This is a genomic window from Corynebacterium silvaticum, from assembly GCF_004382825.2.
In the GTDB taxonomy this organism is placed as follows: domain Bacteria; phylum Actinomycetota; class Actinomycetes; order Mycobacteriales; family Mycobacteriaceae; genus Corynebacterium; species Corynebacterium silvaticum.
The window spans coordinates 192,972-212,263 of record NZ_SDQO02000003.1 but is presented as its reverse complement, the minus strand read 5'-3'; the positions used below and the strand labels follow the sequence as shown (position 1 = coordinate 212,263).

The 19,292-nt window shown below is 53.1% G+C and carries 18 protein-coding genes; all 18 read left to right on the top strand.

Annotated features, from left to right (window positions below):
• Positions 1-67: 67 nt before the first annotated feature.
• Positions 68-1,489 carry a hypothetical protein gene (locus ET810_RS09085; RefSeq protein WP_134316208.1) on the top strand — a complete coding sequence of 474 codons (1,422 nt, stop codon included), beginning with the start codon at positions 68-70 and terminating at the stop codon, positions 1,487-1,489.
• Positions 1,465-3,216 carry a DUF6923 family protein gene (locus tag ET810_RS09080; RefSeq protein ID WP_375167605.1) on the top strand — a complete coding sequence of 584 codons (1,752 nt, stop codon included), beginning with the start codon at positions 1,465-1,467 and terminating at the stop codon, positions 3,214-3,216. The genes ET810_RS09085 and ET810_RS09080 overlap by 25 nt, the downstream gene beginning before the upstream one ends.
• Before the next feature lie 136 nt (positions 3,217-3,352).
• Entirely contained in the window at positions 3,353-3,901 is a 549-nt protein-coding gene (locus ET810_RS12790; protein WP_225870152.1) for a hypothetical protein, read from the top strand.
• Complete coding sequence (locus ET810_RS09075) at positions 3,891-4,790, top strand: YdcF family protein (RefSeq protein ID WP_225870170.1); 900 nt, start codon at positions 3,891-3,893, stop codon at positions 4,788-4,790. Before ET810_RS12790 ends, ET810_RS09075 begins: the two co-directional genes overlap by 11 nt.
• A 711-nt stretch (positions 4,791-5,501) precedes the next feature.
• Positions 5,502-7,223, top strand: coding sequence for a glycerol-3-phosphate dehydrogenase/oxidase (locus ET810_RS09070; protein ID WP_087454611.1), 1,722 nt, complete (start codon positions 5,502-5,504; stop codon positions 7,221-7,223).
• A gap of 400 nt (positions 7,224-7,623) precedes the next feature.
• Positions 7,624-8,460 (top strand): sulfurtransferase, encoded by an 837-nt coding sequence (locus tag ET810_RS09065; protein ID WP_087454610.1) that lies wholly within the window; start codon positions 7,624-7,626, stop codon positions 8,458-8,460.
• A gap of 10 nt (positions 8,461-8,470) precedes the next feature.
• Positions 8,471-9,469: a type III secretion system chaperone family protein gene (locus ET810_RS09060; protein ID WP_087454609.1), complete on the top strand. Its 999-nt coding sequence runs from the start codon at positions 8,471-8,473 to the stop codon at positions 9,467-9,469.
• A gap of 48 nt (positions 9,470-9,517) precedes the next feature.
• Positions 9,518-10,063, top strand: a complete 546-nt coding sequence (gene pyrE / locus ET810_RS09055) for an orotate phosphoribosyltransferase (RefSeq protein ID WP_134316206.1) — start codon at positions 9,518-9,520, stop codon at positions 10,061-10,063.
• Positions 10,056-10,727 carry a TrmH family RNA methyltransferase gene (locus ET810_RS09050; protein WP_087454607.1) on the top strand — a complete coding sequence of 224 codons (672 nt, stop codon included), beginning with the start codon at positions 10,056-10,058 and terminating at the stop codon, positions 10,725-10,727. The genes pyrE and ET810_RS09050 overlap by 8 nt, the downstream gene beginning before the upstream one ends.
• Before the next feature lie 92 nt (positions 10,728-10,819).
• Positions 10,820-11,962, top strand: a complete 1,143-nt coding sequence (locus ET810_RS09045; RefSeq protein WP_087454606.1) for a glycoside hydrolase family 76 protein — start codon at positions 10,820-10,822, stop codon at positions 11,960-11,962.
• A gap of 153 nt (positions 11,963-12,115) precedes the next feature.
• Entirely contained in the window at positions 12,116-13,150 is a 1,035-nt protein-coding gene (fbaA, locus tag ET810_RS09040; RefSeq protein ID WP_013912436.1) for a class II fructose-bisphosphate aldolase, read from the top strand.
• A 177-nt stretch (positions 13,151-13,327) separates the two neighbouring features.
• Complete coding sequence (locus ET810_RS12785; RefSeq protein WP_225870151.1) at positions 13,328-13,975, top strand: hypothetical protein; 648 nt, start codon at positions 13,328-13,330, stop codon at positions 13,973-13,975.
• 23 nt (positions 13,976-13,998) lie between these two features.
• Positions 13,999-16,977, top strand: coding sequence for an SdrD B-like domain-containing protein (locus ET810_RS09035; protein ID WP_241656038.1), 2,979 nt, complete (start codon positions 13,999-14,001; stop codon positions 16,975-16,977).
• Positions 16,937-17,191, top strand: coding sequence for an LPXTG cell wall anchor domain-containing protein (locus ET810_RS12780; protein ID WP_225870150.1), 255 nt, complete (start codon positions 16,937-16,939; stop codon positions 17,189-17,191). The genes ET810_RS09035 and ET810_RS12780 overlap by 41 nt, the downstream gene beginning before the upstream one ends.
• 115 nt (positions 17,192-17,306) lie before the next feature.
• Positions 17,307-17,621 carry a PadR family transcriptional regulator gene (locus tag ET810_RS09030; RefSeq protein WP_087454605.1) on the top strand — a complete coding sequence of 105 codons (315 nt, stop codon included), beginning with the start codon at positions 17,307-17,309 and terminating at the stop codon, positions 17,619-17,621.
• On the top strand, positions 17,618-18,184 hold the full coding sequence (locus ET810_RS09025) for a DUF5808 domain-containing protein (protein WP_087454604.1): 567 nt from the start codon (positions 17,618-17,620) through the stop codon (positions 18,182-18,184). Before ET810_RS09030 ends, ET810_RS09025 begins: the two co-directional genes overlap by 4 nt.
• Positions 18,177-18,449 carry a PLDc N-terminal domain-containing protein gene (locus ET810_RS09020; protein ID WP_087454603.1) on the top strand — a complete coding sequence of 91 codons (273 nt, stop codon included), beginning with the start codon at positions 18,177-18,179 and terminating at the stop codon, positions 18,447-18,449. The genes ET810_RS09025 and ET810_RS09020 overlap by 8 nt, the downstream gene beginning before the upstream one ends.
• Positions 18,446-19,261 carry an ABC transporter ATP-binding protein gene (locus ET810_RS09015; RefSeq protein ID WP_087454602.1) on the top strand — a complete coding sequence of 272 codons (816 nt, stop codon included), beginning with the start codon at positions 18,446-18,448 and terminating at the stop codon, positions 19,259-19,261. The genes ET810_RS09020 and ET810_RS09015 overlap by 4 nt, the downstream gene beginning before the upstream one ends.
• The last annotated feature ends 31 nt before the right edge of the window (positions 19,262-19,292 follow it).

Here is a 19,292-nt window from a genome sequence, read left to right as displayed (position 1 = left end):
AACCATTCAGCCACGGAGTGTCGCCCCACTTGCCTTACAGGCCCCTTCTCAAACTACAGAGACCCCTATGGCGCCGGGTAATCTGAAGGGGACACAAGCTACCACTAAAGTGCCTGCTAGCAGTGGGCAGAGCTATGCGGATTTTGATGTATTTGTGGGAGAGCCTCAAGCTCGGCTTGAAAAAGTAGGTCTAGCGCTTGATGGGCCGATCCCGAATGGAATTACTACTCTCGAAATATTAGTAGATGGGAAATCCATTGAGACGTTTCCGGTGAATGCGGGGAACGGCGCGTATACGCTTACAGCACAACTCTCTATCCCACAGAGCGTAGTTCAAGGTCAAAAAATAACTATGCGTTTGAAGGGCTCAAGCGGTATTTATTCTCAAATTCCTGGTAGTACCGGGTACATCAGTGGAAATCCTGGTGGAGTTCAACTTTATGGAACAGTTACTAATGCAGGCAGTTCTTCTTTGCCTGAGGTATCGCCTACACCAGATCTTCAAACAATAGGTAGCGGTAACTCTGTAGCTTCTTTGAACTCAGAGATACTAACTATCTCTACAGAAAAGCAAGGAGCTGAGCTAACCAAAGAGATAAAAGTACAGGTAGAAGTTCCTGGTTTTACAGGCACCGAAGGTTGGTCTCTAAAAAATGCAGGCCAGCTTGTAGATCCCTCGCAATATGATTTAAGAGTAGACAGCGATACCGTCTTCTTTACATTCAAAACTCTTCGAGATATTCCTGTGGGCAGCCGTGTGGAAGCAGCGGGCCGCTGGGTTGGAAACCAGCAAGCTACTGGTTCTCTAACCTTGTGGACACCAAAAAATACGAACACAGAGCCAGACCAAAAAGAGGGCAACTCTGGGTTGTATCCTTTGGCCAAAGAGCCATACTTGCTTTGCAAAGTGACAGCTAGAAATCAGCTGCGTATTAGCGCAAACCCATCGGAGCAAGGATCTCTTTCTAAAGTCGTTGTACGTATTCCAGACGGAGTTCCGCTTCCGGATCCTTCGGATCCAAAGATATTGTTGCAAGCTTCTTTTGGAAGCCGCACTAATGGAACTGGCTTTACCACTGAAATCAACGAGCGGACGCTTACACTAACTCTCACTCCTGAAGCACCGTTACGTAAGCTTGAAGGAGTTAGTGTTGTTATTCCGGATACCGCAAGATACGGCACTACTTATACTGATTATAATATCACCTTCCTCGGCGTGGGCAAAGAAGCACCTATGCCTACTGTATGTAGCGAGATAGATCGCCCAATTGATGATCGCGGTTTGGCAATGCCTTGGAACGGAAACGAATCGCGTTCGGTTGCTCGGAAACCTGCACGCGTTTTGACTGAAGAAGAAAAAGCTCGTGGTAATACCGTTTATGTAACCGCAAGTACTCCTAATAGTCAGTCTCGTAACTTCTCCCAACTTTATTATCAGGAGAGCGCGGGCACGTCGTTTAAAAAATCGGAGAACAAACCGACTGGGTAATTAACGCACTTGCGTACAATACAAGTGACAATTGGTTATATGCTGTTTCTCAAGGCCGAGTGGGATACCACTTTGTAGAGGCTGGAACAACTGCTACGGGGAAGAAACGCCTGCAAATAGTGACTCTTGAAGACCCATGCTTCCCGGCGGGGCATCTTCTTCAGATTGATCCGTTAACCGGTGCAGTGCATAACCTCGGGAAGATTACAGCACCGAATTCTCCTGCTTATGGTATCTCCGGCGGATACAATCGCCCATGGCCAAATGACCTGTGGGGCGGAGTGAACGTAGGTTTCTTTGACCGTAACAATGAGTATTGGGTTACCAATGGTTCTTTGTCCGGAAGTGGACATCTGTACAAAGTTGATATTGCTAAACGAGTCGCAACTTCCACAGGAAATACAGCAACAACCTGTGGAAAAGACGAGCAAAATTATTGTGCTAGGTCTGAGGATTACGCCATACTTTCGTCTGCTCTTTCACAGGGAAATTATGCCTGGGGCATAAAAAATGGATGGGCAGCCAGCGGCCGAGTTGTTCTAGAACGAATTGATATGAGCACTGGCTTCATTAAAACCTGGGATATCACTGGATATAAGACAGCTTCTGGTCAGTCGATTCCTACGGGGCATCAATGGGGTAAAGCGTGGACCTATGGAAATGGAAACTTAGGGTTTGGTACTTCGAGTAGCCGTTCTTCAAGTACGGTCTTACAGCTCAAAGTCACAAATCCTGATTCAGCTAATCCCACATTTGAACTTGTATCATTGGATAACACAACTCCTGCTGCTTATAATACTAATGGCACGAGTAACGGGTTAGTCCCAATCGATGTTGATCTAGAAGTTAATAAAACTTATCTTGGTGAGGATCAAGCCGCTGGAAGAATGACTTGGCGGATTGATGTCTTTAACAAGAGCGCTTCCAACGGAAGCTCCGGTTTCTTGGTTAATGATGAGATCCCTGCAGGGTTTACAGATCTTAAGATAAAAACGCCTCCGAACGTACAGGTATCTGTTAACCAAGGTCCTAGCCAAATAGATCCGAAGCGGATCTATTTGCAGGCGACTTTTGGTCCCCTCCCCGCAGGTCAATCTACATGGGTCGAAATCAGCGCTAAAGTTCCTACAGGATCAATTCCAGGTTGTGTAGAAAATACTGCGTCAATTATTGGTAACGAGAATGATCCGAATTCTGGAAATAATAGTTCCACAGCGGAATGTGAGAACAAGGACGTCACTATTCGGATTAAAAAAGTTGATTTTAATGAATCGAGCCAAGATGTGCCTCTAAACGCTGCTTTTAAGCTTTTTGAAGCAGTTGCTGGTCCGGATGGTTCTTTGTCCCCGTCTTCTGAGGGGAAAGAGATTGTAACTACGGATAAAGGAGTTTTGGGCGAAGCTACGGTTACTCCGGGCAAGTCATACTTCTTGGTGGAGACCCAATCTCCTAAGGGATACAGCCTTTTGTCACGACCTATCTTATTAAGGGTGGAATCCGATAAGGACGGAAAGGTCAAGTTGGTTTTCCCCGAGCAAAAAGATACGTTCCCAGTGCTGCAGGAAAAAATTGTCTATCAAGATGGTGTTATCACAATCCCCGTAGCTGACGTTATGGTGGGAGATCTTCCGAGAACTGGTGGTAATGGAGTTGTACCTATCGTTCTTTTAGGCGCAACGCTAGTAATATTTGGTGCGATGAGGACTCGATTTAAAACAAAGCGATAGCGGAGAGTATTGCTTTAAAGCCTGGTGTGTTGTGCAAACACGCCAGGCTTTTTGTAAAAGGAATCAACTGTTTACCGTCTCGGATAATGCAATTTTGACGATACATGGCAAGGTAGTGGGGGTATTTTAAGCACTCTTGAGCCTTGATGATTTTGAGGAAAATCGTCAAGTTTCCTGTGTTTATAAAACCTTGATATTGGTTCGGGGGTACTTAGGCTTAGTAAAAACGATTCGAGTACCGCTCCGTTGGACTATGGGTTATGCTGTAGAGGTATCGCAACCAGTTGATATAAAGCTAGTATTCCCCCTCAATATACTAGCTGGGAGAGTGCTGGTCAGTTTTTTAAAAGCTGACCAGCACTTTTTTCTTTTTGCGGTAGTGGTGGCAGCAAGTAATAGTGCTTGGTTTCTGGGGAAGCCTGTGGTGGGGGAAAACTACGGTGGGGATGGTCTGTGTCATAGTGGTGTGCAAGCCCTGCTATGCGTTGCATGGGTTTATGTGGGCATCGAGAAGCTTATGCAGAGAGGCATCATGGTTCTGAATATCACGTACCTTGTTCTGGGGGCATTGTTGCTGGGGTGGGCGGTATACCGGTTGTTAAAGGACCGGAGGCGGCAGCATAGTGGGATGATCCTTTTGGTCAGCATCTTTTTTCTGGATCGTTTTGACCAACGTGCTTTTTGAGTTCGACCAAGCTTTGGGGCTTCTAGCTGGTTTGGGCGTGATCGTGCTTGTTATCGGATTAGTGTTCGGCATGGCGTTTGCGATGCTGGTGAATAGCTACTTTTTGATGAAGCGCGAGGGGATCTCGCTGGTGCATTCGCTACCACTGCTTGCTGGATTGGGAACACTGCTCGTCTATTTCTTTGTTTTTGGCAACAGCCTGTTTTTTAGCAGTGGTCAGGTATTCGGTAATAAGCCTATTTTTCAGGTCTTCTTCTTATTGGCGGTCTGGTACATCGGGGTCGTGGGGTACGTGGGCTTCAACCTTGCGGCTTATACGCTTCAGGCGGTGATCTATGGGCGCTGGCCGCGCGCTCCCCACTATGACGCGGTGGTTGTGCTTGGAAGCGGAATCAGGGGCGAAATAGTCACGCCGCTGCTAGCGTCGCGGCTTGATCGAGGGATTCATTTGGCCCGCGAGGTAGGGGCAAAAACATTTGTGTGCTCGGGCGGGCAGGGGCCGGATGAACCGATCCCGGAAGCCGAGGCCATGCGGCGTTATGTTGAAAAACATGCGTCTGGTGAGTTCACGATTTACTCAGAGGATCGTTCTACGACGACAGAAGAAAACATTCGTTTTAGTAAAGCCCTTATGGATGATGAGCTCGGCGCGGATGCTGAGGTGGCAATAGTGACCAGTAACTACCACTCCATGCGGGCCGGGGCGCTTGCCCGACGCCTGGGCGTTGACTGGGAGTCCTACGGCGCTCCTACGGCTCTGTACTACGTTCCTACGGCCTTTTTGCGCGAGTTTGTGGCATCCATGGTGTTTAACTGGAAATTCCATGCAGTACTACTCGGGATTTTTTCTGTGGGAATGGCTCTGATCGGTGGGCGGGGGTTGTACTGACCGCCGGAATTATGGCGAAAAAGACCATTATGGGGGTGGGGGGTACCTGGGCGGTTATGTCATGAAAGCGCTGTTCAAAGGGATAATTTTATTTCCAGGTGAAAAGTTTTAATTAAACTTTGGAAAGTGTCTTGTGCATCTCTGACACTGTAGCTATAGTTCTTCTTGGGCAGATCAAAAGTGCCGGCCTAACCGCACTATGCAACCTGCCTGACCTATGGTTTGGCCTGTCCTTACCTAATGGGTGTTTCCTATGTGCACTCGTAAGGGCAGGTCACACCTCTTGAGGGGTCGGCGCGAGGGGCGTCTTCGGCATTTGCATAAGAGGTTGGGAACAAGGCGGTGCGTATCTGCTCTGCAGGGGATAGAAGGTGGTCATTATGGCTACCTTCTATTTTTTGCTTTTTGACTTTTGAGGCCCAGGATGGGGCCCTATTTTTCTTTGCTCAGCGTGATTTAAAACAAAAAACCTACGCTAGCGTATATTTTATTTTTTGTATAAATGCTGGTAGAAGCGTTGGAAAAAAATTTGGTGTTCGCAATCACGTTATTTTCAAAACAGTGATACGGAGACATACCTAGTATGGGGACCATAAGGCATTAACTACAAGCACCAGCGGGGGGAACGCGGCGTGTGTTAAGAGCTACTTTCCATCGCGGTGCGCTAGTGGTTTGTTCTCAAGGCAAGCCAGAGAAGGAGCATTGATCGGTATGAGCATGTCATTTAATCCTCAGGTTTTTGATCAGGCCTGGGATCGTTTCGGATCAGAAGACTTCGACGTTGTCATCATTGGTGGCGGCTCCGTGGGTGCTGGCGCGGCGCTCGATGCTGCAACACGAGGACTGCGTACTGCCGTGGTGGAAACCCGCGACTTTGCTGCCGGCACATCCTCGCGATCGTCGAAAATGTTCCACGGAGGCTTGCGATACCTTGCGATGCTGGACTTCAAACTCGTCGCAGAGTCCCTCCACGAGCGCGAACTCAATATGTCTGTCCTGGCGCCGCACCTGGTCAAGCCTCTAAAATTCATCTTCCCGCTGACGCACCGCCTCTGGGAGCGCGTGATGATGTTCGGCGGATTCACCCTCTATGACCTTATGGGTGGGGCGAAGAGCGTGCCCATGCAAAAACACCTCACGCGCGGAGGTGTGTTAAAAGTCGCACCGGGGCTGCGTAACGATGCCATCGTTGGTGGTGTCCGTTATTACGACACCCTTGTTGACGATGCTCGCCACACCATGATGGTGCTGCGTACGGCGGCGCACTATGGCGCGGTGGTTCGTCCATCGACCCAGGTGGTGGGCTTTGATAAAGACGCTTCCGGCCGGATAGTTGCAGCGCAGGTGCGCGATACCGATACCGGTGCGGTGACGACAGTCCGCGGCAAGGTGTTCATCAACGCCACGGGCGTGTGGAATGACGAGGTAGAAAAACTTGCCGGTGCGCAGGGCAAGTTCTCTGTGCATGCCTCCAAGGGTATTCATATCGTGGTGGAGAAGGACAAGCTCGACGCTGACGCAGCGCTGTGCTTTGTTACCGAGAAGTCAGTGCTGTTTGTGATTCCGTGGGGCAACTATTGGATCATCGGTACCACAGACACTGACTGGGATCAGCATCTATCCAAGCCGGACCCAGCTCCCACGCGTGCCGATATTGATTATGTGCTGTCTCAGGTTAATCAGCGCGTAAGCAGGCAGCTGGGGTATGACGACATCGTGGGTGTCTTCTCCGGATTGCGCCCGCTGCTCAGCGGTAAGTCTGACGCTACGACGAATCTCTCGCGTAACCACGCCGTGGCTGTGGTGACCCCGGGATTGGTTTCCGTGGCTGGCGGAAAGTACACCACGTACCGGGTGATCGGTAAAGATGCGGTAGACGTGGCTCTCAAGGAATCCAAGATCAAGGCTCCGGATTCAGTGACTGAACGCACTCCTATCGTGGGCGCGGACGGATACCATGCGTTGGTTAATCAGGCGCCGATGCTGGCGGCTAAGTATGGTGTGGACGAGCAGCTAATAACCCACCTCCTGGGCCGATATGGCTCGTTGTGCGAACGCGTGCTAGCCCCAGGGTTGGAAGACCCGCAGTTGCTCACTCCTGTGGAGGGGGCCGAGGGCTATTGCTGGGCTGAGGTGCTGTACGCAGTCACCGACGAGGGGGCCTTGCATGTGGAAGATGTGCTGCTGCGTCGGTTGCGTGTGGGCATGGAATACGCGGACCGAGGCGTGGGTGCTGTGGATGGCGTGGCGCGACGCATTGCCCCATATTTAGGGTGGGACGACGCGCGCGTTGAAGAAGAGATTTCGGGATTCGTTGATCGTGTAAATGCTGAACTAGCTGCAGAAAAAGCATTAACGGATGTTGAAGCGAACACGATTATGACCACCGCTACGCAAACTCGTTCCAAAGTAAATTTGGACGTTGAGGGATAAATTGGCGGAAGTGGGGTATAGTAATCCTTGCTGTGGGCTACTATCCCAGCGCGCGGCACTATGAAACTGGTTTCAGTTTCATAGTGCCGCGTCTTTCCTTTTTCTGGGGTCTGTGGGGGACATGAGCGCAACACCGCCGGTGAAAGTATGGCGGTTTGTAAGTGTCGGAGTTCACTTACAAACCTAAGTAAATACTAAGCTAAAGGTGCTAAAAGTGTAAATAGGTGAAGCGGGCTAATTTTGAGTGCGCTATAGGCAAGCTATGGCCGAGCTGCGGAACCTAGTTCAAAAACACACACTGAGCGTTTCCGCTGTATAGGTAGATTTTGTTCAGCGCCGTAGGAACGCGTTTGGGGTATCAAACAAGCGAAAAACTGCGACGGCCCTTAGACTTTTGGGTATGGGTATCACAATTAGCGTTGAGGAGCTTGCGCAGCGAATCAACACCGGCAGTAATAACATCATTCTTGCCAGCCTATGGTCGCCCCACGAAGGCGGAGGCTACGCGCAGTTCAATTCAGAGCACATTTCCACCGCGCGTTACTGCGACACAGCATTTGCCTTGGCTTCTGCGCCAAGCTCCAAGCTGGGTCGCAATCCGCTTCCCACCAAGAACATTCTGGACCGTTGGTTTATCCGCTGGGGTCTCACAGATGACCGTCAGGTTGTGGTGTATGACAACCACCGTGGCCTTTTTGCCGCGCGCGCCTGGTGGGTGCTCAAGTGGGCGGGCGTTCCCGACGTGGTCATCCTGGACGGCGGTCAGAAAGCGTGGGAGGCTGCAGGATATGAGACGTTGGGCGGTCCCGGTAACCCGCGGATGTATTCCACCATCGAGCCGGAGCTGGGCAGCATGCCCACCGCAACCATTGAGGACGTGAAGAACCACACCGGGATCCTGCTGGATACCCGCGAGGCTAATCGTTTTGCTGGACGCAAAGAACGGCTTGATCTTAAAGCAGGTCATATCCCCGGAGCAGTCAATATTCCTTCCCGAGATCTGCTTACCCAGGAGGGTCTGTTTAAAACCCCGGAGGAAATCCGTGCGGCGTTTGCTGCTGTGGGGATTACCAGCGCGGATGATGTGATCGTTTACTCGGGTTCTGGCAACCATTCGGCGCAAGCAATCATTGCTATGAATATTGCGGGTCTGGGAACGCCTCGACATTATGTGGGTGGATGGTCGCAATGGGCGGCAGATCCCAAGAACCCTGTTGAACATGGAGATGCGCGCTAGGCTTTAAGCCATGCTATTTCTTTTCGCCGGAATTGTGGGACTCCTTGGAGTCGGGCTGTGGTTGTTTGACCTTTCACGTCGTCGGACAACCACCGTTCAACAGAACGCAGACGCGGAGGAGAAAGGTGGGCCGTCGAAAAAGCTTGCGGCTATACCTAGGGGGAGCCGGAAGGAAAAGAAGACGTGGGCTGAATCCCATGGATTTGATTACACCAAAGAGGACGCTTTTCTTGCCGACGAATGGAGCAGGGGAGTGGCCGCGGAAGGTGCGGTTGCCCGCGACGTAGTAAGCGGCATCGCCGGGGGATATGAGATGCACCTCATGGAATTGGGCGAGGTGAGCGTGATGGCGCTGCGCCGCGCTGCTACCTCGGATGTGGTTGTGATGGCGCGTCGAGAAGCACAAGAAGATGCGGAAGACTTAATGCAGGTTAGCCGCATTGAGGGATTCATCCTGTACAGCAACGACCAAGGCGCTACCGAAAGAATGCTGGACGAGCGAGTGGATAAAGCATTCGCCGATATGCCCAGCGCAGTGTCAGTGGTGTGGGAGGAATCTGATTGGGTATTAGCCCAGCTCGAACGCGGCTCCACCCACGAGGACTGGGACGCGCTCATCCAGCCTCTCGCGCTCTTTGCCGACGCAGCACGGGTCCTGCCGCCACGAAGCGGCGCTACCCAGCCAGTGGATTTCACGGACTGCGACCCCACCCGGCCCATGCCGGATGCCCCGGAGACGGAGGAGGACGACTCGGAAGATCCGGTGCCGGTTCTGCCCATGGTTGCGCGCAAAGAAGATCCTGTTCCGCTGCCAACTCGCGCCACAGCCCAAGCACGAGGGGTGGTTGAACCGCGGCCTGTCGGCGGTGACGATGTCGCAGCCATAGCCAAGGGCGATAAACCAAAGACGCAACGCTATAACGGAACCCGCGCTCTGCGCGATCTCAGCCAAGGTTCCACGATCTTTGAGGACCTCACCGAGGAACTCGGAACCGACCCTCTAAACTAAGTAGCTAAAGCCCAACGGCAGTTGAAACTAAGGAGAACTCCCGCACCCATGTCTATCAATGCAGCAAAGAAAAAAGAACTAGCGGAACTGGTCAAAGAGCTCGCCGTTGTTCACGGAAAAGTCACGCTGTCTTCCGGCAAAGAGGCCGATTACTATGTTGACCTGCGTCGGGCTACCTTGCACCACCGTGCATCACGCCTGATCGGAGAGCTGCTGCGCGAACTCACCGCAGACTGGGATTATGTGTGCGTCGGCGGACTCACCCTGGGTGCTGACCCCGTGGCCACCTCCGTCATGCACGCTGAAGGTCGCGCAATCGACGCCTTTGTTGTGCGCAAGGAAGCTAAAAAGCACGGCATGCAGCGTCGCGTCGAAGGCCCCGATGTGGTGGGTAAGAAAGTCCTGGTGGTGGAAGACACCACAACCACCGGAAACTCGCCGCTTACTGCAGTTGCTGCGCTGCGGGAAATCGGTGCCGAGGTAGTAGGCGTGGCCACCGTCGTGGATCGCGCCACTGGTGCGGCCGACGTTATTGCTGCCGAGGGGCTGGAGTACCGCTACCTCATCGGGCTTGAGGATCTAGGGCTTGTCTAACGCAACCTCCACGCCGGGTCCCACAGAGTGGGGCGAGGGCCTGCATGGGGTTGGGCCGTGGGCAGAAGAACACCCCGGTGTACCCCTGCCCGCCGAGCCCCACTATGATCCCGAGCTACTGGAAGCGGGGGATCGTCGCAACGTTGTCGACGCCTACCGCTATTGGTCACGGCCCGCAATTATCAAGGACATTGATACCCGGCGCCACGCCCTGCACATCGCGATTGAGAACTTTGAAAACGACGCGAACATTGGCACTGTCGTACGCACCGCCAATGCGTTTGCCGTAGACACGGTGCACATTGTGGGGCGGCGCAGGTGGAATCGTCGTGGCGCAATGGTCACCGACCGCTACCAGCACCTTATGCACCACCCAGACACGCAGCCCCTGGTCGACTGGGCGTTGGCGGAAGGCCTTACAATCGTGGCTATAGACAACACGCCGGGGTGCGTTCCCTTAGAGACTGCCGAGCTGCCGGAAAAATGCCTTCTGCTCTTTGGTCAGGAAGGGCCGGGGGTGACCCAAGCGGCGCAAGAGGGGGCGTTGATGACGTGTTCTATTGCGCAGTTTGGCTCGACACGTTCGATCAACGCTGGTGTTGCCGCCGGAATAGCCATGCACGCATGGATAAGGCAACACGCCGATCTGGGGAAAGCATGGTAGCTGGCTAAGGCTTTTGTCTAGTATTGGGGAAATGTTCCGTTCGGCCGCACCAGCTGGTGGCGGGCTTTTCTACGAGAAGAGTAGGTATCACGTTGAACGAAATATGGCTGCATCGTGCCGATCTCGCTGAATCTGCGATTAACGAGAGGCATGCGTCGTCGTTGTGGGGCCTGCCTCGCACGAATTTAGCCGTCGTAGCGTGGCCACCGAATATTAAAGAAAAGCTTTTTTATCGGTGGCATTACTGGTGGCAAGCGCACTATCTAGATTGCCTTGTCGACGCCGCCATTCGCCGCCCCAGTAAGGCCCGCAAGCAACGAATCCGGGAGACCATCGCAGGCATCCAGATCCGCAACCTGGGCAAGCTGACTCGCAATAACTATTACGACGATAAATCCTGGCTGGCACTTGCCCTGGACCGGGAACGTCGTATGCGTGGACGCGGTAAACGTAAACACCTGCGTGCACTGGAAGCCAATATTGTCGGTGGTGCGGATTCCCTGGTGGGCGTGTTGCCGTGGCGGGTAGGGGAGCACTTCTTTAACGTTCCGACAAATGGCCCCGCAGCTATCATGCTTGCGCGCAATGGTGACATTGCCAAAGCTCGCGAGATCATCGACTGGATTTTTGATAATCTTATTGATGAAAAAGGCCTGGTGATGGATGGCCTCCGCATGAGTATGCGGGGTCCCGAGCTGGTTAAATACACGCATCCTTATTGCCAAGGCGTGGTTATCGGGGCATGCGTGGAAATCGCTGAGGCGTTGCGTGCCGACGAAGCAACGTATGAAGAATCGATCACATACCTAGCTCATGCGCGTGCCGTAATCCATGCGGTGGCCAAGGAAATGGCAACGCCATCGGGAGTGATCGACTGGGTAACCGGCGACGGCGACGGTGGGCTGTTCAAAGGGATTTTGGCGCGCTACCTCGCGGATGCGGCGGTGCGGCTGCCCGAAGACGGCGAGGCTAATCGCTCTGCCCGCAACATCGCTAAGCGTTTGGTGATGTCCTCGGCGGAAAGTGTGTGGAATCACCGCCTAGAGGTCGATGGCCTTCCAGTATTTGCCACCGACTGGACCGATGACGCGAAACTTCCCCACAACTTTGGCGTGGGAGGCTCGGCGCTGAGCGACATAGTGAATGTAGTGCGTATCGACGAACGTGACCTGTCCGTGCAACTCTCTGGGTGGATGCTGCTAGAGGCCGCCGCACACATAGTTGAGTCTGAATAGTTTCGGTTATGTCCGAATCTGTGTGATTTCTCTCCTAACTTTTCAGATTGAAGGGAAGCATTCTGCTGGGGTTGCTGGCATACTGGGATACAGGCTACGAGCAATCGTGCTCACAGATGAAACGAATAAGCTAATCCAACTGGAGGATTTTTCATGCCTATCGCAACTCCCGAGGTCTACAACGAGATGCTGGATCGGGCTAAGGCAGGCGGATTCGCCTTCCCAGCCATCAACTGCACCTCTTCTGAAACCATCAACGCAGCTCTGAAGGGTTTCGCTGAAGCTGAGTCCGACGGCATTATTCAGTTCTCTACCGGTGGCGCGGAGTTCGGTTCCGGCCTTGCGGTAAAGAACAAGGTCAAGGGTGCCGTGGCTCTCGCCGCATTCGCTCACGAGGCAGCAAAGAGCTACGGCATTAACGTTGCTCTGCATACCGACCACTGCCAGAAGGAAGTTCTGGACGAGTACGTTCGCCCCCTGATCGCTATTTCTCAGGAGCGCGTAGATCGCGGCGAGCTTCCACTGTTCCAGTCGCACATGTGGGATGGTTCCGCTGTTCCTATCGATGAGAACCTTGCGATTGCTCAAGAGCTGCTCCAGAAGGCACGAAACGCTCACATCATCCTTGAGGCTGAGATCGGTGTTGTCGGTGGCGAAGAAGACGGCGTGGAAGCCAAGGCTGGCGCCAACCTCTACACCACTCCAGAGGATTTTGAGAAGACCATCAACGCCCTCGGTACCGGCGAGAATGGCCGCTACCTGCTGGCTGCCACCTTTGGCAACGTCCACGGTGTGTACAAGCCAGGCAACGTTAAGTTGCGCCCAGAGGTTCTTCTTGAGGGACAGAAGGTTGCCCGCAAGCTACTCGGCCTCGACGACTCCGCTTTGCCATTCGACTTCGTCTTCCACGGTGGCTCCGGCTCCGAGAAGGAGAAGATCGAGGAGGCATTGACCTACGGCGTGATCAAGATGAATGTGGACACTGACACCCAGTACGCATTCTCTCGCCCAATTGCTGCTCACATGTTCTCTAACTACGACGGCGTGCTCAAGGTCGACGGCGAAGTTGGAAACAAGAAGGTCTACGACCCTCGCTCTTACATGAAGAAGGCTGAGCAGAGCATGTCCGAGCGCATCATCGAGGCTTGCCACGACCTGCACTCAGTGGGTACCTCCGTAACCAAGTAAACTTAGAGCTGTATATATTTTAATGCCCGGTCGCTTAGTGCTGACCGGGCATTTTTTATACAAAACTGTGGATTGGCTTTTAACCAAAACATATTACTCATTGGTTCTTTGACCTGTAGCAAATATGCTGCTTAGCTGGGCTGGTTAACTTAATCATTCCTTCTCTAGGAGACCCCAATGGGTAATAGACCTGGTCCTCGGATTGTGGCAATCACTACAGCCGCAACCCTTGCCATCTCAGGCTTAACCGTAACGGCACCCTCAGCCTTTGCGGCCGTCGATGACGGAACAACTAATGCATTTACTAGCAGCAATCCAGATGCGAAATTTGCCAATGAGATTTTCTTCTTTGATTTCTCCAAGGTAGCCAGTGGCGACGAACTTCAAAATAAGTGGTACGCCAATAGTGCGGAAAACAATGAAGGCGGCTTTGGCGGCAAACGCATCAAAGAGGACGACACCTATACCTACAAAGAGGCTGATGGTGTGCCTAAAGGGATGGAAGTCACCGTAACCATCAAGAGCATTAAGGCTATGTATTCCGATGCTCAGAGCAGCAACGGAACACCGCTCACTGTGGACAACGGCGGCATCTGGGCACGTAACGTGACGTGGAATGATTTTTTCCGGCCGATCGATTTTGCTGCGCTTGCCGGACGTAACTCGGAGCGCGATAAATGGTTTGACAGGGATGTTTTATATCCCAGTGATTCCGGTGCAAAGTGGCAGATCAGCCAGTACCTTAACCCTGACCTGTTTGATGGTAATGCTGATGCTGTAGGAAACCAGGGCTACACTTTGACCTTGCCATTCAAGGCACCCTGAATGGCAAGCCGATCTCTCTCGACGTGATTGCTTCTGACGGTGAGTCCACCGGAATCAAGGTGGAAGACCACAACAATCCTTACGGTACGACCTTTAAAATTGATGGTGTCCAAGCACAGCGTCGTGGCGGAGTTCCAGAGAACCTTGGGCTAGTGACAGATGCTAACGGTGGTTGGCAGGTTATTCAGGACCTTGTCGGCAAAGAGAAGCGTTACTACTTTGTAGATAAAGATCCTTCCGTACCCAAAGAAGTTCCGGATGGTGCGAAACCTTATGATCCGATCGTCGTAAAGCCCGGCGATGAGTGGTCTTTGCAAAACGGTGACAAGAGCTATGGCTGGGTGGACACAGAGCTGAACGAGGAAGGCGGAGAATGGAAATCCATTCCGCAGTCTCAGCCGCTCCTGGTCAGCCGTGGTGCTAAGACGGTTTCCGTCACCCTGGACAATCACCCGCGTGGCAAGACTGGCTCTCGCCAAGGTGTTGTCGCAGGTATCTTCATCCCTACGGATCAAGGCGATGCGCCGAAGTCTTATGGGGAAGCCAGCCACATCCTGGATAACTGGAATGTGACGGGTCAGCCAAAGCAGAACCCGGACGTTGCTTTTGAGGCCAAGAACCGCGTCGATAATGACATCTCAACTCGCGACGGCGGCCGAAACTGGAGCGATGACGCTAAGAAGGACTCCGAGGAAGACGTCTCACCGAACGCTTTCAAAGACGGCTTTGAGAAGTCGAACGGCAAGGTCACTTTCCCCGCAACCGCTAAAGATAGCGACGTTGTGGCATGGGTGGACCTGGACAACAACGGTACATTCGACGACTCTGAGCGTCGCGTTGGCGTAGTAAAGGATGGCAACGTCGCCTTCGACTGGAGTGACGCTGCCAACAAGCCTGAGCCCGGTAAGGACTACTACGCCCGCATCCGTGTAGGCGGCGAAGGTGTCAAGGCTGATGATATGCTGCAACCCACCGGCGTTGTGCAGGGTGGCGAGGTAGAAGACCTCAAGTTCACGGTCGAGAAGAAGCCAGAACCCTTGGTCTCCTTGGGCGACAAGGTTTGGTTTGACCAGGACTCTGATGGCCTGCAAACGGATGGCGAGCCAGGCGTTAAAAACGTCAAGGTATCGCTGCTGGATGAGCAGGGTAATCCTGTTAAACAACCCGGAACAGATAAGCCTTATGAGATAATCACCGGCGATAATGGCGAGTACCTCTTTGAAAACCTGCCCAAGGGCAAGTACAAGGTACAGTTCGACTACTCTGCTGCGCGTACCTCAGACGACAAACCTTTCACTGCTTTTACGGTTCCTGGCCCTGACGTAGACGGTAAGACTGAGCAAGATTCTGATGCGAAAGAATCTAAGCTCAACAGCATCGGTCTCACCGATGTTATTGATCTGCAGTCTGATCGTCTCGACGTAGACGCAGGTCTAGTTGTTGTTTCCTTTGCGCCTACGGTTTCCGTTGGTGATTTTGTCTGGCATGACAAGAACAATGACGGCATCCAGAATGATGGCGACGACAGCGGCATCCCTGGCGTTGAGCTAAGGATTCTTGATCCGGAAGGCAACCCGGCTAAGGACATCGACGGCAAGCTAGTCGCCAATGCTCTCACCGATGACAAGGGCAAGTACCTCTTTGAGAACCTTCCGGTTCTGAAAGATGATCAAAGCTACACCGTTGAGGTTGTAAAAGATCCTGAAGGCTTTGTTCCTGCTAAGTCCGACGCAACTAACACGGCGGAAGACTCCTCCACCAAGAGCGAGGAAACCGCGCCGGGCGCGCTGACCAAGGACGGCGCTCAGGATCTGACCTTGGACTTCAGCTTCGTTAAGTTGGGTTCACTGTCCGGTATGACCTGGTTCGATGCCGATAGGGATGGTATCCGCGACGATAACGAGAAGCCGCGCGCTGGCGTGACCGTTACCTTGCTCAGGGACGGCAATCCCGTCGAGAGCGTTAACCCCGTGGAAACCGGGGAAGACGGCACGTATAAGTTCGAGAACCTTGCCCCTGGTACCGATTATTCCGTGTGCTTCGGTGAGACGGAAAATCTGACCAAGAAGTCCTCGGATGCGGACGTTACCAAGGAGAAGGACTCCAACGCTGATCCGATCACTGGTGAGACTGCCACCGCTGAGGTCAAGGTTGGGGAGGATACCCCGAACCTGGACGATGGCTACATCTTTGAGCCGGAGACCAAGAACTCGGTGACCGTGGCCCACCAAGGTGAGACCCAGAAGTCAACCGACAATGACTCGGAGAAATTTGGAAACATCACGGACGCGGGCATCACTCCTGCAGAAATGTTCCCAGGGGTCGATCCGACCCTTCTGGTTGAGTATAAGCTTGTCGACGCCTCCGACAACCCCACCGACAAGGTAGAGGTGCCAGGTCAGGGTACGTTCACCATCGATAGCGATGGCGTGGTTACCTTTGAGCCCCATCCTGACTTTGTTGGTGTAGCAAAGACCGTGGTGGTTACCGCCACCCAGGGCGAAGTAACTCACGTTGCTCACTACACGCCGATTGTTATTCCGAAAGAAAGCGATGGCGAGTTCCCGCTGCCGCACTTTGTGGATAAGGGCGAGACCGGTGAGCCGGTTACCGTTACCCCAGGTAAGGGAAACCACCCCGATTATCCTGCAGATTTGCTTCCAGAAACCGTGAAGTTTGTCGAAGACGGCCAGCCTGAAGGCGCTGAGATCTCGGAAGATGGCAAGAAGATGACCGTTCCTGGCCAGGGTGTCTGGACTATCGACGAGAACGGAAACTTCACATTCACGCCTGAGCCGGACTTTGTAGGAAGTCCGGATACCGTGAAGTACAACGGTGAAGATGCGGACGGAAACCCCGGAACAAACAACGGAACCGTCACCATCACGTACCCGGTTCCTGAAGGCAACAGCGATCTGATTCGTAACCTGCTCATCGCTGGTGGCGTTAGGCGGTGTTGGTTTGCTAGCTGCTTTGGTAAGCGGAAGCAGCAATGGAAGTAGCAACGCTCCTGCGCCCGCTCCTACCACCGCACCTAAACCAGCTGAGCCGAAGGCTGAGTCGAAGGTCGAGCCGACAAAGGTGACACCAAAGGCAGAGGCAAAGAAGTCTCCGATGCTGGCTACCACTGGTGCAAGTGTTATGGGGCTGCTCGTAGCGGCACTAGTGCTTGTCCTTGCAGGCGCTGCACTCGTTGCGCGTCGTAAGAATAAGTAATAATCCATAGAACTAAGGGCGGTACATCTCATTGCGAGGTGTACCGCCCTTGTGCATGTCTGCACAACCTGTCTACTATGTATTGCATAGTAATAGGCGACACATAGAAGGTGAGATGGCGGAATCACAATTAAGAAAAGGCGTACTGGAACTGATCGTTTTGGCGGCCTTGGAAAAGGAACCCACCTATGGTGGTGCGCTCATTGAGCATCTGGGGATGGAGGTCTCTTCGGGAACTCTTTACCCACTGCTAACCCGAATGAAAAAGCACGCGTGGATCGGTAGCCATTGGGAGGAATCGCCTTCGGGGCCACCTCGCAAGATCTATTCGGTCACAGAGAAGGGGAGCCAGCGCATAACAGAACTGGCGCAGGAATGGCGCGCACTGTCCGTATTTGTCAACGAACACCTGGAAGGGATTGGGAAATGACCAGCTTTTATGAACGAAAACAAGACGGAACCATAAAGATTTTTGGCGTCGCAGTGCATTCTCCGCAGACGCAATTTAAAATCTTCGAGCCAGAGAACCCGGCTCTTTTTGTGCCGCGATCATTGGGAATTGGATGGGATCTCAATGTAGGGGCGCTTGCCGTCAAGTTGGGGCTAGTGCGACCGGATGATTCGCTGCCGGATTTGCAGGAGTATGTGCCGTCGCAAACGCTCAAAGCCCTGAAGTACATGCCCTTTATCGGCACCGGCGTTGTGGCGCTGACGGCTTGCGTCGCCAGTAAACAAAAACTTGTGCCTTATACCGCGCTGAGTGGGGCAATGGCGTTGTGGAGCGCCGATAAAGACGTGACCGTAAAAGCGCAAACCCTGGGGGTGCAAACTATGGCGTTCCTAGACATATGTGCGATCAAAGCTGATTCGCGGCCGCTTTCCACGATCGCTGTTCTGAGCTTTCCCGTGGTCACTACCGCCGTGGTAGTGACCACCGTCAAATCCGCGCTGCTCAACCTGGATGCAACGTTGAGGGCAAAGGACAATGAGTGAGTTCGCACCTTTGTGGTGGTTGATCGCGCTGCAAGGAGCTCTGACAGTAACGGCGCTTTTATATGTTGTGCGGCTCGGGGATCGGCGATTAGCTGAACAGCCCCGGTGGGTATGGATAGTAGCGATCTTGGTGGGACAAACGGTGGGAAGCATTGTGTTTTTGGTCGTGTATTTCCGGGACCGGAAGCATCGCGATCAACCGGAACGAACGCAGCCCACTAAAGGCGCAAAAACGATTGAACAGCTTTATGGGGATGCTCTATGACCGTGTTAGCTGTGCAAACGCAGAATCTGAGCAAGCGTTATGGCGATGTAGTCGTTGTGGATAATCTTTCCATGAACGTTCCTGAAGGCTCTATATATGGGTTTATCGGCTCGAATGGTGCGGGAAAGACCACAACTATCAGGATTCTGCTGGGCTTTGCTGCTGCTACCTCGGGAAGTGCAACAGTACTCGGACTGCCTCGAGGGACATTGCCACCAGAGCCCAGTAATCAGATAGCTTATTTGCCAGATGTTCCCCGCTTTGCCGCGTGGATGAAACCCATAGATGCGCTCATATATTTAGGCCGGGTGTCTGGAGTGGAATCAGATCAGGTGGCTGATCGAGCACACGATCTGTTAGACCTTGTTGGGCTGGCAGGGGCCAGAAGCACCGTGGGAGGTTTTTCGCGAGGAATGGTGCAGCGTCTGGGCATCGCTGCCAGCCTGATAGGCGCACCGCGATTACTCGTGTTGGACGAGCCCACGAGCGCGCTCGACCCACTAGGGCGTGCTGATGTTTTAGCTATCATCAAGCAACTGCGCGGGCAGACCACAGTCCTTTTTACTTCGCACTTGCTTGCCGACGTCCAAAACGTGTGCGACCACGTAGGCCTGCTGCATAAGGGAAAACTTGTGCTTGAGGGGGAGATACAAGATGTGTTAGCAGCACACCGGTCTGCCAACACATACCTCCGACTCCCCGGAGACGAGGCCTTGCGTGCTGCCTTGCAAGCCCAATGGGGAGTACCAGTGACAATCGAAACATCTACCTTGCAGGATGTTTATGAGGCGGTGTGCCTTGAACGGCAATAAAGTCTTATGGGCCTACGAACTGCGAAGAATA

What these genes read in the sequence shown, in the direction of transcription:
- ET810_RS09025 (WP_087454604.1), top strand. Translation starts at nt 17,618, where the DNA reads ATGACCAGCTTTTATGAACGAAAACAAGACGGAACCATAAAGATTTTT.
- fbaA (WP_013912436.1), top strand. Translation starts at nt 12,116, where the DNA reads ATGCCTATCGCAACTCCCGAGGTCTACAACGAGATGCTGGATCGGGCT.
- ET810_RS09085 (WP_134316208.1), top strand. Translation starts at nt 68, where the DNA reads ATGGCGCCGGGTAATCTGAAGGGGACACAAGCTACCACTAAAGTGCCT.
- ET810_RS12785 (WP_225870151.1), top strand. Translation starts at nt 13,328, where the DNA reads ATGGGTAATAGACCTGGTCCTCGGATTGTGGCAATCACTACAGCCGCA.
- pyrE (WP_134316206.1), top strand. Translation starts at nt 9,518, where the DNA reads ATGTCTATCAATGCAGCAAAGAAAAAAGAACTAGCGGAACTGGTCAAA.
- ET810_RS09020 (WP_087454603.1), top strand. Translation starts at nt 18,177, where the DNA reads ATGAGTGAGTTCGCACCTTTGTGGTGGTTGATCGCGCTGCAAGGAGCT.
- ET810_RS09060 (WP_087454609.1), top strand. Translation starts at nt 8,471, where the DNA reads ATGCTATTTCTTTTCGCCGGAATTGTGGGACTCCTTGGAGTCGGGCTG.
- ET810_RS09015 (WP_087454602.1), top strand. Translation starts at nt 18,446, where the DNA reads ATGACCGTGTTAGCTGTGCAAACGCAGAATCTGAGCAAGCGTTATGGC.
- ET810_RS09070 (WP_087454611.1), top strand. Translation starts at nt 5,502, where the DNA reads ATGAGCATGTCATTTAATCCTCAGGTTTTTGATCAGGCCTGGGATCGT.
- ET810_RS09065 (WP_087454610.1), top strand. Translation starts at nt 7,624, where the DNA reads ATGGGTATCACAATTAGCGTTGAGGAGCTTGCGCAGCGAATCAACACC.
- ET810_RS09030 (WP_087454605.1), top strand. Translation starts at nt 17,307, where the DNA reads ATGGCGGAATCACAATTAAGAAAAGGCGTACTGGAACTGATCGTTTTG.